At 65.1% G+C, this 13,282-nt stretch carries 13 protein-coding genes; 12 read left to right on the forward strand and 1 reads right to left on the reverse strand.

Annotated features, from left to right (window positions below):
• The 3 genes from EOA36_RS11845 to EOA36_RS11855 all read left to right on the forward strand — a co-directional run.
• Positions 1 to 757: ROK family protein (locus EOA36_RS11845; protein WP_145969151.1), on the forward strand; the 757-nt coding region annotated here is incomplete at its 5' end.
• The gene (locus EOA36_RS11850) at positions 754 to 1,524 is read left to right on the forward strand and encodes a GntR family transcriptional regulator (protein WP_127277801.1); all 771 of its coding nucleotides are present in this window, start codon (positions 754 to 756) and stop codon (positions 1,522 to 1,524) included. The genes EOA36_RS11845 and EOA36_RS11850, both read left to right, overlap by 4 nt.
• Positions 1,525 to 1,563: 39 nt before the next feature.
• Positions 1,564 to 2,355, forward strand: a complete 792-nt coding sequence (locus EOA36_RS11855; RefSeq protein WP_127277802.1) for an SIS domain-containing protein — start codon at positions 1,564 to 1,566, stop codon at positions 2,353 to 2,355.
• A gap of 42 nt (positions 2,356 to 2,397) precedes the next feature.
• On the opposite strand, the gene EOA36_RS11860 is transcribed toward EOA36_RS11855, so the two are convergent.
• Positions 2,398 to 3,069 (reverse strand): FCD domain-containing protein, encoded by a 672-nt coding sequence (locus EOA36_RS11860; protein WP_127277803.1) that lies wholly within the window; start codon positions 3,067 to 3,069, stop codon positions 2,398 to 2,400.
• Positions 3,070 to 3,291: 222 nt separating this feature from the next.
• On the opposite strand from EOA36_RS11860, the gene EOA36_RS11865 reads away from it, so the two are divergent.
• The 9 genes from EOA36_RS11865 to EOA36_RS11905 all read left to right on the forward strand — a co-directional run bounded on the left by EOA36_RS11865 (position 3,292) and on the right by EOA36_RS11905 (position 13,260).
• Positions 3,292 to 4,170: a fumarylacetoacetate hydrolase family protein gene (locus EOA36_RS11865; RefSeq protein WP_127277804.1), complete on the forward strand. Its 879-nt coding sequence runs from the start codon at positions 3,292 to 3,294 to the stop codon at positions 4,168 to 4,170.
• On the forward strand, positions 4,167 to 4,946 hold the full coding sequence (locus EOA36_RS11870; RefSeq protein WP_127277805.1) for an alpha/beta fold hydrolase: 780 nt from the start codon (positions 4,167 to 4,169) through the stop codon (positions 4,944 to 4,946). Before EOA36_RS11865 ends, EOA36_RS11870 begins: the two co-directional genes overlap by 4 nt.
• A 52-nt stretch (positions 4,947 to 4,998) precedes the next feature.
• A complete protein-coding gene (locus EOA36_RS11875) occupies positions 4,999 to 6,339 on the forward strand; it encodes an amidohydrolase family protein (protein WP_127277806.1) in 1,341 nt (446 codons plus the stop codon).
• Positions 6,340 to 6,389: 50 nt separating this feature from the next.
• Complete coding sequence (locus EOA36_RS11880) at positions 6,390 to 7,391, forward strand: branched-chain amino acid ABC transporter permease (protein WP_167531366.1); 1,002 nt, start codon at positions 6,390 to 6,392, stop codon at positions 7,389 to 7,391.
• Positions 7,388 to 8,416: a branched-chain amino acid ABC transporter permease gene (locus tag EOA36_RS11885; protein ID WP_127277808.1), complete on the forward strand. Its 1,029-nt coding sequence runs from the start codon at positions 7,388 to 7,390 to the stop codon at positions 8,414 to 8,416. Before EOA36_RS11880 ends, EOA36_RS11885 begins: the two co-directional genes overlap by 4 nt.
• 52 nt (positions 8,417 to 8,468) lie before the next feature.
• A complete protein-coding gene (locus tag EOA36_RS11890) occupies positions 8,469 to 9,716 on the forward strand; it encodes an ABC transporter substrate-binding protein (RefSeq protein ID WP_127277809.1) in 1,248 nt (415 codons plus the stop codon).
• Positions 9,717 to 9,729: 13 nt separating this feature from the next.
• Positions 9,730 to 10,527 (forward strand): ABC transporter ATP-binding protein, encoded by a 798-nt coding sequence (locus tag EOA36_RS11895; protein ID WP_127277810.1) that lies wholly within the window; start codon positions 9,730 to 9,732, stop codon positions 10,525 to 10,527.
• Positions 10,520 to 12,736: an ABC transporter permease gene (locus EOA36_RS11900; protein WP_127277811.1), complete on the forward strand. Its 2,217-nt coding sequence runs from the start codon at positions 10,520 to 10,522 to the stop codon at positions 12,734 to 12,736. The genes EOA36_RS11895 and EOA36_RS11900 overlap by 8 nt, the downstream gene beginning before the upstream one ends.
• An 89-nt stretch (positions 12,737 to 12,825) precedes the next feature.
• A complete protein-coding gene (locus EOA36_RS11905) occupies positions 12,826 to 13,260 on the forward strand; it encodes a hypothetical protein (protein ID WP_127277812.1) in 435 nt (144 codons plus the stop codon).
• The last annotated feature ends 22 nt before the right edge of the window (positions 13,261 to 13,282 follow it).

The raw sequence follows: 13,282 nt of genomic DNA on the forward strand, positions 1-13,282 counted from the left end.
GTTCGTCGCCCGCATCCAGGCGCTGCGCGCTGGAGCCGGGGCGGTCGAGGCGCTCGGCATCGCGGTGCCCGGGCTCGTCGAAGGTGTCGTCTGCCGCTGGATCCCGAACCTGCCGTTTCTCGACGGCGTCGACGTCCAGGCCCTGTTTCCAGGCCTGCCCGTGGCGCTCGGCAACGACGCGCAGATCGCGCTGCTGGCGGAAGCCGTCGAGGGTGCGGCAAAAGGCATGTCGGATGCGATCCTGCTCGCCATTGGCACCGGCATCGGCTCGGCGGTGCTGGCCAACGGCCGCATCGTTGCCGGCGCGCATGGCGGCGCCTGCTCGTTCGGCTGGGCTTGCGCCGACATCAAGGATCATGGCGAGGAGCGCAGCGGCTGGCTGGAGCGCGTCGCCTCGGGCCGGGCGCTCGATGCGCTTGCCGGCCAGATCGGCCTCACCGATGGCCGCCAACTGATCGCCGCCGCTCAGGCAGGCGAACTCGCAGCGCAGACCTTGCTGGAAGTGCCGGCGCGGCGGCTCGGCACGGCGCTGGCCGGGGCCGTGGCGCTTCTCGATCCGCAGGCGGTTTTGATTTCGGGGGGACTGGCCGAGGCGCTGGAGGTGATGCGGCCGCCGCTGCTTGCCGCGCTGCGGCGTCAGTTGCCGGCGCATCTGCGTGGCATCGATGTCCGGCCCGGCCGGTTCGGTCCGGGTGCCGGTCTTGTCGGCGCGGCGCTGGCTGGTCGCGCCGGGAAAGAGTGGAGACAGGTGCGATGAGCGAAGCGAGCTTTCAGCAGCCGGACCGCAGACGCCCGGAGCCGCTCTGGTATCAGGTCGAGGAGGCGATCCGCGCCATCGTCAAGAGCGGCGAATGGGAGACCGGCGACCAGATCCCGGCGGAAGACCGGCTGTGCGCTCTGTTTGGCGTCAGCCGCATCACCTTGCGCCATGCTCTGCGCAATCTGGAGGAAGGCGGGCTGCTGCGGCGCGAGCATGGCCGCGGCACCTTCGTGCGCTCGACCACGCTGGTGGCCGGCACGCGCGAGCTGACCAGCTTCACCCAGGAAATGGGCAATATGGGCGTGGTCGCCGGCTCGCGCCTGCTCGATTGCAGCCTGACGACGGCCAATGCTGCGGCGGCCGGCGCGCTGGAGATCGAGGAAGGCGATCCGGTGGTGCGCATCCGGCGTCTCAGGTTGGGCAACAACGAGCCGATCGGCATCCAGACGGCGCAGCTTTCGGCGGCGCGCGTGCCGGGGTTCCTCGACGCCGGCCTGCTGCAAGGCTCGCTCTACGAAGCGCTCGAGCGTCACTACGGCATCGTGCCGGTGGCCGCGCGGGAAAACTACCGCGTCGGTGCCATTGGCGCGGCGGACGCCGAGCTGCTCGACCTGCCCGCCGGCAGCCCCGCCTTCATCGTCGAACGCATCACCACCGACGAGCGCGGGCCTTTCGAATTCACCGTCTCCATCATGCGCGGCGACCGCTACGAAATCCGCTCGACACTGCGCGCCGGGCGCGTCCCTTCGAACCCGCGAAGCTGATCCACCCTCCCAAGCAGACACTTAAACAGGAGTACCCACGTGTCCGATCTCTACATCCACCGTCTCGCCGCTCTCATCGACAAGGCAGCGAAAACCAACGAAGAGGCCTTCGGCGAGGCCTCCACCCGCTTCGCCGATTCGCTTGAAGGCGGCGGTCTGGTCCATCTCTACGGTTCGGGCCATTCGGTGCTGCCGGTGCAGGAAGTGTTCCCGCGCTACGGCAGCTATGTCGGCTTCAATCCGCTGACCGACCCGCGCGTGATGTGGCACAACGTGCTCGGCGCCGGCGGCGTGCGCGAGCTTCTGTGGCTGGAGCGGACCGAAAGATACGCCGAGAAGTTCCTCGATCACCAGCCGCTCAACAAGGGCGATTCCATCATTATCTTCGGCCATAGCGGCCGCAATTCGTCGGGCATCGACACCGCGCTCTACGCGAAAAAACGCGGCATCTTCGTCGTCGCGGTGACCAGCAAGAACAATCTCGACAAGCCTGCCACGCATTCCTCCGGCAAGCGGCTGGCGGATGCGGCCGATCTCGTCATCGACACCTGCTCGCCGATCGAGGACGCCATCGTGCCGGTCGAGGGCTGGAGTCGTCCGGTGTCCGGTTCGTCGACGGTGCTCGCCATGATCCTGGCGCATGAGCTGATTGCCCGCACCGCCGAGCAGCTCGCCAAGCGCGGCATCGAACTGCCGGTCTTTGCCTCGCCGACGATCGCGGGCGTCACGCTGCACGACACCGACGTCATCTACGGTGTCTACCGCGAACGCATGCTGGAAGCGCAGAAGAAGCACCTGCCGACTTTCCAGGCAACGATGCGCGGCGAGTGATACTAGGGGCGGGGGAGGCGCTGCCGCGCCTTCCCGGCGCGATCACCGCCCCAAAAGATTGCGCTCGACGGTTTTCAGATGCGCCAGCATGGCCTGGCTGGCGCTCTCCGGATCGCGGCGCAGCAGCGCGTCGAGAACCGTCTGGTGTTCGCTGCAATAGATGCCGCGGCGCTCCTCGGAAAAGGAGCGCTTCTTCATTTCGAACCACGGTGCCTGATTGCGCAGGATGCGCATCAGATTGTGGATCTCCTTGAGGAATTCGTTGCGCGAGCAGGCGAAGATGCGGTGATGGAACTCCGCGTCCCAGTGTTCGAAGGTCGGCATGTCCTGCGCTTCGCAGGCGATCTTGTGCGCCTCGCGCACCGCGTTGAGCTCCATGGCGCTGGCATTGGTGGCGGCGAACGATGCCGCCGCCGGTTCCAGCAGCTGCCGGATCTCCATCATATCGGCCGGGCTGGTGCCTTCCATCCGGCCGACAACCGCCGCCATCGAGGCTGGATTGGTGGCGGTCAGGAAAGTTCCGCGCCCGACATGGCGCACCACCGTGCCGTCCTCCTCGAGGAAGGAAACGGCGCGCCGCACCGTGTTGCGCGCGACACCGAACTCGCTCGCAAGATCGCGTTCCGGCGGCATGCGGCCATTCTCGATCCACTCGCCCGAGGAGATGCGTTTTTTCAGGACGGTGGCGATATCGTTGGCGACGAGCTTTGGCATGCCTGGCAACTTTTATCTGATCCGATACTGAACCACGCATATCAGCTTCCTGCGCCGCCGTCCATTACGCAGCGCCGGTGCGAGTCCGCTTAAACTGGCCTATCGGGGCCGGATACTTTTGGTACGATCAGCCGAGATTCCACTTGCGGCCTAAACCAATCGGCGATAGCGTGTAGCGAAAGAGCAAAAAATTGGCTCAATATTGGTTCAGGGAGGAACTGGATGCGGGTCGCGACTTTTTCGATATCGGGCGAACGTCGCGTCGGTCTGGTCGACCTCGATGCCCAGACCATCGCGCCTTTCGATTTTTCGGTCGACCAGGCCATGTCCGGCATCTTGGCGCTGGTCGAGCGCAACGGCGCCGGCATCCCGCGTACCTTGTCGCCGATCCCGCTTGCGCAGGTCGAGATCGAGGCGCCGATCCCCCAGCCGCGCCGCAACATTTTCTGTGTTGGCAAGAACTATCACGAGCACGCGCATGAGTTCGCCCGCTCGGGCTTTGATTCCAGTGCCGGCGCCGGCGCGATCCCGAAGCACCCGATCATCTTTTCCAAAGTGCCGGAATCGGTGGTCGCCAACCATGCCAGCGTGCTGATCGATCCCTCCGTCTCGACGGCTATCGACTACGAGGCGGAACTCGCCGTCATCATCGGCAAAGGTGGACGCGGCATTTCCAGGGAGAACGCGCTCGATCACGTCTGGGGCTACACCATCGTCAATGACGTCACCGCGCGCGACCTGCAGGGCAAGTACAGCCAGTGGCTGATCGGCAAGTCGCAGGACACGTTCTGCCCGATGGGCCCCTGGGCGGTGACCAGGGACGAACTCGACCTGGCGACCGCCGGAATAAGGTGTTTCGTCAACGAGGATCTGCGCCAGGATTCCAGGATATCGCTGCTGATCTTCGATATTCCCACCATCATCGCCACCCTGTCGCAGGGCATCACGCTGAAGTCCGGCGACATCATCGCCACCGGCACGCCGGTCGGCGTCGGCATCGGCTTCGATCCACCGAAATACCTGAAGGCTGGCGACGTTGTGCGCATCGAAATCGACGGCATCGGCACGCTGGAAAACCGCTTCGCGGAGCATGCTCAATGACGACGGTGACGGTTGGCCAGGTCGTTGCCGAAACTGTCGGCGAGGGGGCTGCCGTGGCGATGATCCACGGCCTTGGCGGCACCTCGAACATGTTCCAGCCGCAGATGGCGGCATTGTCTGCCTATCGCGTCATCCGGCTCGATTTGCCGGGCTCCGGCCGTTCGCCGCGTCCGATCGAGCCGCTGACCATCGAAGGCATGAGCGAGGCGGTGATCCGCGCCTTGGCCGGCATGGGGGTCACGTCAGCCCATTTCGTCGGCCATTCGATGGGCACCATCGTCTGTCAGCAGATCGCGGCGGCGCAGCCTTCGCTGGTTAGGTCGCTCGCCCTGTTTGGGGCCTTGGCCGAGCCGACCGAAGCGACACGGCAAGGGCTCGGCAAGCGGGCGCAACTGGCGCGCTCGGGCGGCATGGCCGACATAGCCGACCAGATCGTCGCCAACGCGATCTCGGCACACAGCAGGGAAACCTCGCCGGCGGCAGTCGCCTTCGTGCGGGAATCGATCACGAGGCAGGATCCCGAATCCTATGCCCGCACCTGCGAGGCGCTGGCCAAGGCGACCGCCGTCGATGCGCGCCGGATCTCGGCGCCGACACTGCTGGTCACCGGCGATGCCGACACGGTCAATCCGCCCGGCGTCGCCCAGTCGCTTGCTGATAAAATCAAGGGCGCCATATTCTCGTCGCTGGATCGGTGCGGACATTGGGCAACGGTCGAGAGCCCGCGCGAAAGCACCCAAAAGCTCGCTGATTTTTTGAGACGGGTTGATAGGTGAGGAATTCTGATCGGGCGTAAACTTATGCGCTCGGCAAGTTGGGAGGCTTGTGATGGCAGACGACAGCTGGAACGGCAACGGCTCGGGCAGCACGCTGTTCACCAATGTGCGCGTGCTCGACGCAACTGGTGAATATCCCTACACCGGCGAGGTGCTGGTGCAGGGCAACCGCATCAAGCAGATCACCAAGGGTTCGTCGCGCTTCGGCTCGTCCTCGTCGTCTTCCTACAGCGGCGGTGCGGCGGGGGGAGCAACCATCATCGACGGCATGGGCGCGACGCTTATGCCCGGCATGATCGACGCGCATCTGCACCTGTCCTGGAACAACGCGCCCGGCATCGATCCCATCCAGATGATGGAGGTCGAGGAACACATGCTGGTCACCATGGAGATGGCCAAGCTGGTGCTCGACGCCGGCTTCACCGCCGGCCGGGGCGCTGCCGCTGCCAAGCCGCGCCTCGATGTCGTGGCCAAGAAATTCATCAACCAGGGCCGTTTCCCCGGACCACGCTATCTCGCGGCGGGTCCCGAGATCACCACGGTCGGCGGTCTCGGCGATTCAGCGCCCTCGCACATTCCGCATGAGGGGCTGAACCTCGGCCTCGTCGTCTCCGGCCCCGAGGAAATCCGCCGCACCGTCCGCCAGCTGATCAAATACGGCGTCGATTCCATCAAGCTCAATTTGTCCGGCGAGAGCATCACCGGCATGGGCGCCGAGGAAACGCCGATGTCGGAGGAGGAGGTTGCCATGGCCGCCTCCGAGGCGCGCTGCCGCAACAAGGTGCTGTCGGCGCATGCGCGCTCGTCCGGCTCGGTCAAGCAGTGCGTGCGCCACGGCATCCAGAACATCTATCACGCCTCCTTCGCCGACGAGGAAGCGCTCGACATGCTCGAGGCGGTCAAGGACAAGCATTTCGTTGCGCCCGGTATTGCCTGGCTGATCAATACCGCGCGCCATGCCGAGCAATGGGGCATCAAGCCCGGCTCGCCACTCTCGCTCGAATATGAGCGCGAACTCGAAATGTGCGTCGACACGATGAAGAAGATGCATCGGCGCGGCATTCGTGTGTGCATCGGCGGCGACTACGGCTTTGCCTGGACGCCGCAAGGCACCAACGCCAAGGACATTCAGACCTTCGTCGAGATGCTCGGCTTCTCGCCGATGGAAGCGATCCAGGCCGGCACCAAATATGGCGGCCAGATCATGAACATGGGCGACGAGCTCGGTCTGATCAAGGAAGGCTACCTCGCCGATATCCTGCTCATCGACGGCGATCCGATCTCGGATGTGCGCATCCTGCAGGACAAGAACCGCATCCTCGCCATCATGAAGGACGGCAAGTTCCACAAGGCGCCGCGCATGAACGAGCAGCGCCGGCGGCTGACGGCATGAGCCTGCTCGACCAGCCATCCTCGTCGTCCGGGCTGTCCTCGGGCGATGGCATGACGCGCGGGCAAGCGTGGGGCCTTGTTGGCCTGCTCGCCGCCGCTGTCATCGCATGGCTGGTCTTTGCCGTCTGGCCCGATTGGCTGAACGCCATCCTGATCTCGAAGAAGGCTTTCGTCAGCGCCATCCTCAACGGCATTACGCTGGCCGGCCTCTATTTCCTCGTCGCCTCGGGCTTCACTCTGATCTTCGGCCTGATGCGCAACGTCAATCTCGCACATGGCTCGCTCTATCTGCTCGGCGCCTATATCGGCTACGAGGTCACCAACCGCACCGGCTACTGGCTGCTCGGCGTCGCCGCCGGCTTCGCGGTGCTGGCCATCGTCGGCGTCGTCATGCAGGTCTTCGTCTTCCGTCGCCTCGAAGGCGACGACCTGCGGCAGACCCTGGTGTCGATCGGCATTTCGATCGTCGCCGCCGACCTGATGCTGGCGGTGTGGGCCGGCGGCACTTACCAGATCACGACGCCGGAATGGCTCGACGGCGCCTTGACCTTGCCTGTCATCACGGCGGTGCGTTCCAACGGCGCCTCGGTCTTCCTCACCTATCCGCTCTACCGCGTCGTCGTGCTGGCGGCGGCGATCGTCATCGGCGTCGGCCTCTGGCTGATGCTGCACAAGACCCGCGTCGGCATGATGATCCGCGCCGGCGTCGACGACCGCGCCATGCTGCAGGCCTCCGGCGTCAACGTGCACGCGGTGTTCGCCATCGTCTTCGCGGTTGGCGCAGGTCTTGCCGGTTTTGCCGGCGTCGTCGGAGGGTCGGCACTGTCGGTCGCGCCCGGCGAGGACGTGCGCTACCTCCTGGCGTCGCTGGTCGTGGTCATCGTCGGCGGCATGGGCTCGATCACTGGCGCGGCCATCGGCGCGCTGCTGATCGGGCTGGCCGAACAGATCGGCCTCGTTTATTTCCCGACCTATGGCATCGTGCTGACCTTCGTCATCATGGTGGTGACGCTGGCGGTCAGGCCGCAAGGCATCATGGGGAAGGCAAGATGAGCCTCGCCATCGCCACCGACAGCACCACCACACAGCGGAACTGGCTGGAGAAGCTTGGCGCCGGCAACATCATCCTTGCCGTCGCACTGGTACTTTATCCATTGGTCGCGTCCGATTTCTTTCTGACGCAGATCGGCGGCTATTCGCTGATCTTCGGCATGCTCGGCCTGTCGCTGATGCTGCTCGCCGGCTATGGCGGCATGGTCAGCCTGGCGCAGATCACCGTTGCCGGCATATCAGCCTATGCCATCGCCATCCTCGGCAACAACAATTCCAATATCCTCGGTTTCGGCTGGCCGTGGTGGTTGGCGGTGCCATTCGCCGTGCTCGCGGCGGCGCTGGCATCGGCGCTGATCGGCTGGATCTCGGTGCGCACCGAGGGCATCTACACGATCATGATCACGCTGGCGATCGCCACCGCGACCTACTATTTCGCCCAGCAGAACTACGCCATCTTCAACGGCCATTCCGGCTATGCCGGCATCCGCGCGCCGGCCTTCTGGGGCATCGGTTGGCGCGACGCCAAGCCCTTCTATTACCTTTGCCTCGGCCTGGCGGCGCTGTGCTACGCGGCGGTGCTTTATGGCTCGCGCTCGACCTTCGGCATGACCTTGCAGGCGATCCGCGACAACCCGCGCCGCATGCGCGCGCTGGGCTACCATGTCACCGCGCACAAGGTGTTCGCCTGGCTGCTCTCCGGCGTCATCGCCGGTCTGGCGGGCGTGCTGCTGGTCTGGTTCAACGGCCGCGTCTCGCCAGGCACTATCGGCGTCGATGCCGCGATCGATGTCTTGATCATCGCCGTCATCGGCGGGCTGCGCCATCCGATTGGGCCGTTCCTCGGCGCGCTCGTCGTCGTCCTGATGCAGACCTTCGCCATCGACATCGTCGGCGCTGAGCGGTTCAACACGCTGATCGGCCTTGTGTTCCTGGTGATCGTCTTCGTCTCACCGGACGGAATTCTTGGGTTGTGGGGGAGGATCAAGCCACATCTTGCCCAGGAGTCCTTGCGTCCCGGCGCCTAGCGACCGGGATGGAATGAACCACTGCAAAACGAAATCAACGGGAGGAAAAAACATGAGGATGCATAGACGTACCTTACTGGCGCTCGCGGTGTTCACCGGGCTGACCGCGCCGTCGATGGCGCTGGCCGCCGACGACACCGTCAAGATCGGCCTGCTCGCCACCTTCGAGGGACCGTTCACGGTGCTTGGCGAGGACGGCGAACGCGGCGCCATGACCGCGGTCGAAGAGATGAAGGGCATGGTCGCCGGCAAGAAGATCGAGATCGTCAAGGGCTCGTCCGACGCCTCGCCCGACAGCGCGGTGCGCGCGGCGCGCAAGCTGGTCGAGCAGGACGGCGTCAAGGTGCTGGTCGGCCCGCTTTCGGGCGACGAAGGCATCGCCGTCAAGGACTACGCCAAGACGCAGCCGAACGTGACCTTCATAAACGGTACGTCGGCCGCGCAGGACACCACTTTGCGCAATCCGGCGGAAAACTTCTTCCGTTTCTCCACCGACGGCGCGCAGTGGATGGCCGGCCTTGGCACCTATGCCTTCAAGGACAAGGGCTATAAGAAGGTCGCCACCGTCGCCGAGGACTATTCCTTCCCCTACACGCAGGTGTTCGGCTTCATGGCCGAGTTCTGCAAGGCCGGCGGCCATGTGCCGTCGAAGTCGTGGGTGCCGATCGGCAACAAGGATTTTTCGTCGGTCATCGCAGCCATTCCCGAGGACGTCGATGCGATCTATGTCGCGCTCGGCGGCGCCGACGCCGTCAACTTCCTGACCCAGTACCAGCAGGGCGGCGGCACCGCGCCGCTGATCGGCGGTTCGATCACCGTCGACCAGACGGGGCTGACTTCGAAGGGCAAGCTGAAGGACGTGCTCAAGGGCACGCCATCGGCCGGACCGACCGCCGACACCAATGACGCGCCGGCGTGGAAGGCGTTCGTCGAGGCCTACAAGAAGCAGCCTGGCGCCTTTCCGTCGCCCTCGCTCTTCGCCCATGGCTATTATGTCGACATGAAGGCGACATTGCTCGGCCTCGACCAGGTCGGCGGCGATGTCTCCGACGGCGGCAAGAAGCTGCGCGACGCGCTGTCGAAGCTCTCCTTCGACACGCCGACCGGCAAGGTGTCGCTCGACAAGAACCGCAACGCCATCGCCGACATCTTCCTGACCGAGGTCACCGAAGGTGCCGACGGCAATCTCCTCAACAAGCTGGTCAAGGTCGTGCCGCAGGTCAACCAGACGCTCGGCATTCCCGAAGACGAGTTCATGAAGCTCGGCGCGGTCAACCGCGACAATCCGAGCTGCCCGTAACAGCCAATATCGAATGCAGCCGCCAGTGACCGAAAGCCTCGCAGCAAACCGCCTCCAGAGCACCGGTGCCTATGCGCTGGAGCTCGATGGCGTGGCGCGGCATTTCGGGGCGCTGGTGGCGCTCTCGGGCATCACCATGAGGATCGCGGCCGGAGAACGGCGCGCGGTCCTCGGCTCCAACGGCGCCGGCAAGACCACGCTGTTCAACGCCGTGACCGGCGACTTCATGCCGACGTCAGGGCGCATACGCTTCTTCGGCGAGGACATCACCGACCTGCCGCCGCATGAGCGCATCCGGCGCGGCCTGCGGCGCACCTATCAGATATCGCAATTGTTCAAGGGCCTGTCGGTTCTCGATTCCATCTTCCTTGCCTGTCGCGGCGTCTCGAGGCGGCGCTTCTCGCTGCTGCGGCCGGCCGCGTCGGACGTCAACATGGTGCAGGCGGAATCGATCCTCAACGCCGTGCATCTGGAAACCTATCGCGACACGCTGGTGGCGACGCTGAGCCATGGCCAGCAGCGCCAGCTGGAGATCGCCCTGGCGCTGGCTGGTGCGCCGCGCTTCATCCTCTTCGACGAGCCGGCGGCTGGCCTGTCGCCAACCGAGCGCCGCGACCTCGTCGCCATCCTCAACGCACTGCCCAGGCATATCGGCTACATCATCATCGAGCACGATCTCGACGTCGCGCTGCGCGTCTCGGAATATGTCTCGATGATGCACAATGGCCGCCTGTTCAAGGAAGGCACGCCGCAGGAGCTCGAAGCCGACCCGGAAGTCCAGGAGATCTATCTCGGGGGCAAGCATGGCTGAGCGTGCCGGGAAGACCGCCAAGGCAATGCTGCGCATAGAAGACCTCCAGGTCTTTTATGGCGAAAGCCATGCCTTGCAGGGCGTTTCGCTGACGCTGGAAAGCGGCGTGCTGTCGGTGGTCGGCCGCAACGGCATGGGCAAGTCGACGCTCTGCAACACCATTGTCGGCCTGAAGCGCGCGAAGTCCGGCTCGATCCGCCTCGACGGCCGCGAAATCACCTCGCTTGAGCCGCACGAGATTCACCGTCTCGGCGTCGGCTATGTGCCGCAAGGCCGCCGCGTCTGGCCGAGCCTGACGGTCGACGAGCATCTGCGCCTCGCGGCCGGCAACAGGCGCGACGCCTCCTGGACGGTCGAACGGGTCTACCAGACCTTTCCGCGTCTGGCCGAACGCCGGACAAATGGCGGCTCGCAGCTTTCGGGCGGCGAGCAGCAGATGCTGGCGATTTCGCGTGCGCTGCTCAGCGATCCCAAGCTGTTGGTGATGGACGAGCCGACCGAAGGGCTGGCGCCGGTCATCGTTGACCAGGTCGAAAAAATGCTGGTCGATCTCGCCGCCGAGGGCGAGATGGCGGTGCTGGTCATCGAGCAGAACATCGGCGTGGCGACCTCGGTGTCGAACCAGGTCGCCATCATGGTCAACGGCCGCATCAACCGGCTGATGGACGCCAAGGCGCTGGCCGCCGACCGCGAACTGCAGCAGCGGCTGCTTGGCGTCGGCCGCCACGCCGAGGAAGCGCCCGTCACGCTGGCCGAAGCCGCGCAGGCCAGGGAGCAACTGGCGAAAGTCTATCGCGTCGACCGTACCGGCACCGCATCGGGCGAGCCGATGCCTCAAGACGGCGTCTACCGACCGGTCGTCGAACTGCCCAACCGCTGGAACGTCCCGGTCACCGAATTGCGCCAGGCGGCGGTCGACAAAACCGCCCCGCAGGACGATCCGAAAAAAATCTTCGCCATCCCCTTTGCCGAGCGCATCGGCAGGACCGTGCTGGTTGTCGGCACCTTCGATACCAAGGGCAAGGAATTGCGCTTCATGGCCGACCGGCTGAAGGCGCTGGGCCTGCCGGCGCGTACGGTCGACCTGTCGACCTCGGGAAAACCGACCAGCGCCGACGTTCCGGCCATGCAGGTCGCCGGCATGCATGTGCGCGGATCCTCCGCCGTCTTCACCAATGACCGCGGCGGTTCGGTCAGCGCCATGGCGGACGCCTTCGCACGCTGGATCGAGCGCGAGCCGCGCATCGGCGGCGTGATTTCCGCCGGCGGCTCCGGCGGCACAACGCTGGCCACCGCAGGCATGCGCGTGCTGCCCGTCGGCATTCCCAAGCTGATGGTGTCGACGGTGGCGGCCGGCGATGTCGCCAAATATGTCGGCGGCGCCGACATCATGATGTTCCATTCCGTGGCCGATGTGCAGGGGCTGAACTCGATTACCGAACAGGTGCTCTCCAATGCCGCGCACGCCATGGCCGGCATGGTCGCGCAACTGCCCGATGCCGAGGCCTGGGAAGCCAAGCGCAAGCTGGCGCGGCCGGCGGTCGGCATCACCATGTTCGGCGTCACCACGCCTGCCGTGCAGGCGGTGACCAGACGACTCGAAGCCGACTATGACTGCCTCGTCTTCCACGCCACCGGCATAGGCGGGCGGGCGATGGAAAACCTCGGCGATTCCCGGCTGCTGTCAGCCTTCATCGATCTCACCACGACCGAAGTGGCCGACATGATTGTCGGGGGCGTCTTCCCGGCGACGCAGGATCGCTTTGGCGCGGCGATCCGCACCGGACTGCCCTATGTCGGCTCGGCCGGCGCGCTCGACATGGTCAATTTCGGCCCGCGCGACAGCGTGCCGGACAAATTCCGCAGCCGCAAATTCGTCATCCACAATCCCAACGTCACACTGATGCGCACGACGCGTGACGAGAACCGCGCCTTCGGCGAATGGATCGGCGCGCGGCTCAACGCCATGAACGGCCCGGTGCGGTTCCTGCTGCCCGAGGGCGGCGTTTCCATGCTCGGTGCGCCCAGCCAGCCCTTTCATGATCCCGAGGCTGACAACGCTTTGTTCGAAGCGATCGAGAGGACCGTTCGCCAGACGCCGCAGCGCAACGTCGAGCGGGTGCCGGCCAACATCAATGACCCGGCCTTTGTCGACGCGGTGATCTCAGCGTTCCACGCCATCACGCCGAAGCTGCAGAGGCGGGCATGAAGAATTGGACTTCGCCGCCCGACGGGTGGATGTTTGAAAATACTGCCGGTCGCCTCGCGCCGACCGCATTGTCTTGGGGAGGATAGATCATGGACGCGCAGACCTTTGGCGCTTTCCTGTTGTGGCTGATCATTGCGGCGATCGTCGTCGTGATCGCCGTCTACATCTTGCGCTGGCTCTATCGCCGCTCGACCAAGGAGACGGCGTTCGTGCGCACCGGCTTCATGGGCGAGAAGGTGGTGGTGAATGGCGGCGCTTTCGTCATTCCGGTGCTGCATGAGATCACCCCGGTCAACATGAACGTGCTGCGCATCGAGGTGCGCCGCGAGGACGCGCTGGCGCTGATCACCCGCAACCGCATGCGCGTCGACCTGATCGCTGAGTTCTTCGTCCGCGTCGGCGCGCATCGCGAACTGGTGGCCGCCGCCGAGGATGATCAGGACCCGGCCAAGGGACCGCGCAACATCGGCGCGGAACCGGCGAAGGACCTGTCTTGGTGGGACTGGTTCTGGAGTTGGCTCTAAAAAGTTTCGGAGCCGTGTAAAG

The organism is Mesorhizobium sp. M8A.F.Ca.ET.021.01.1.1, assembly GCF_003998025.1.
Classification (GTDB): Bacteria; Pseudomonadota; Alphaproteobacteria; order Rhizobiales; family Rhizobiaceae; genus Mesorhizobium.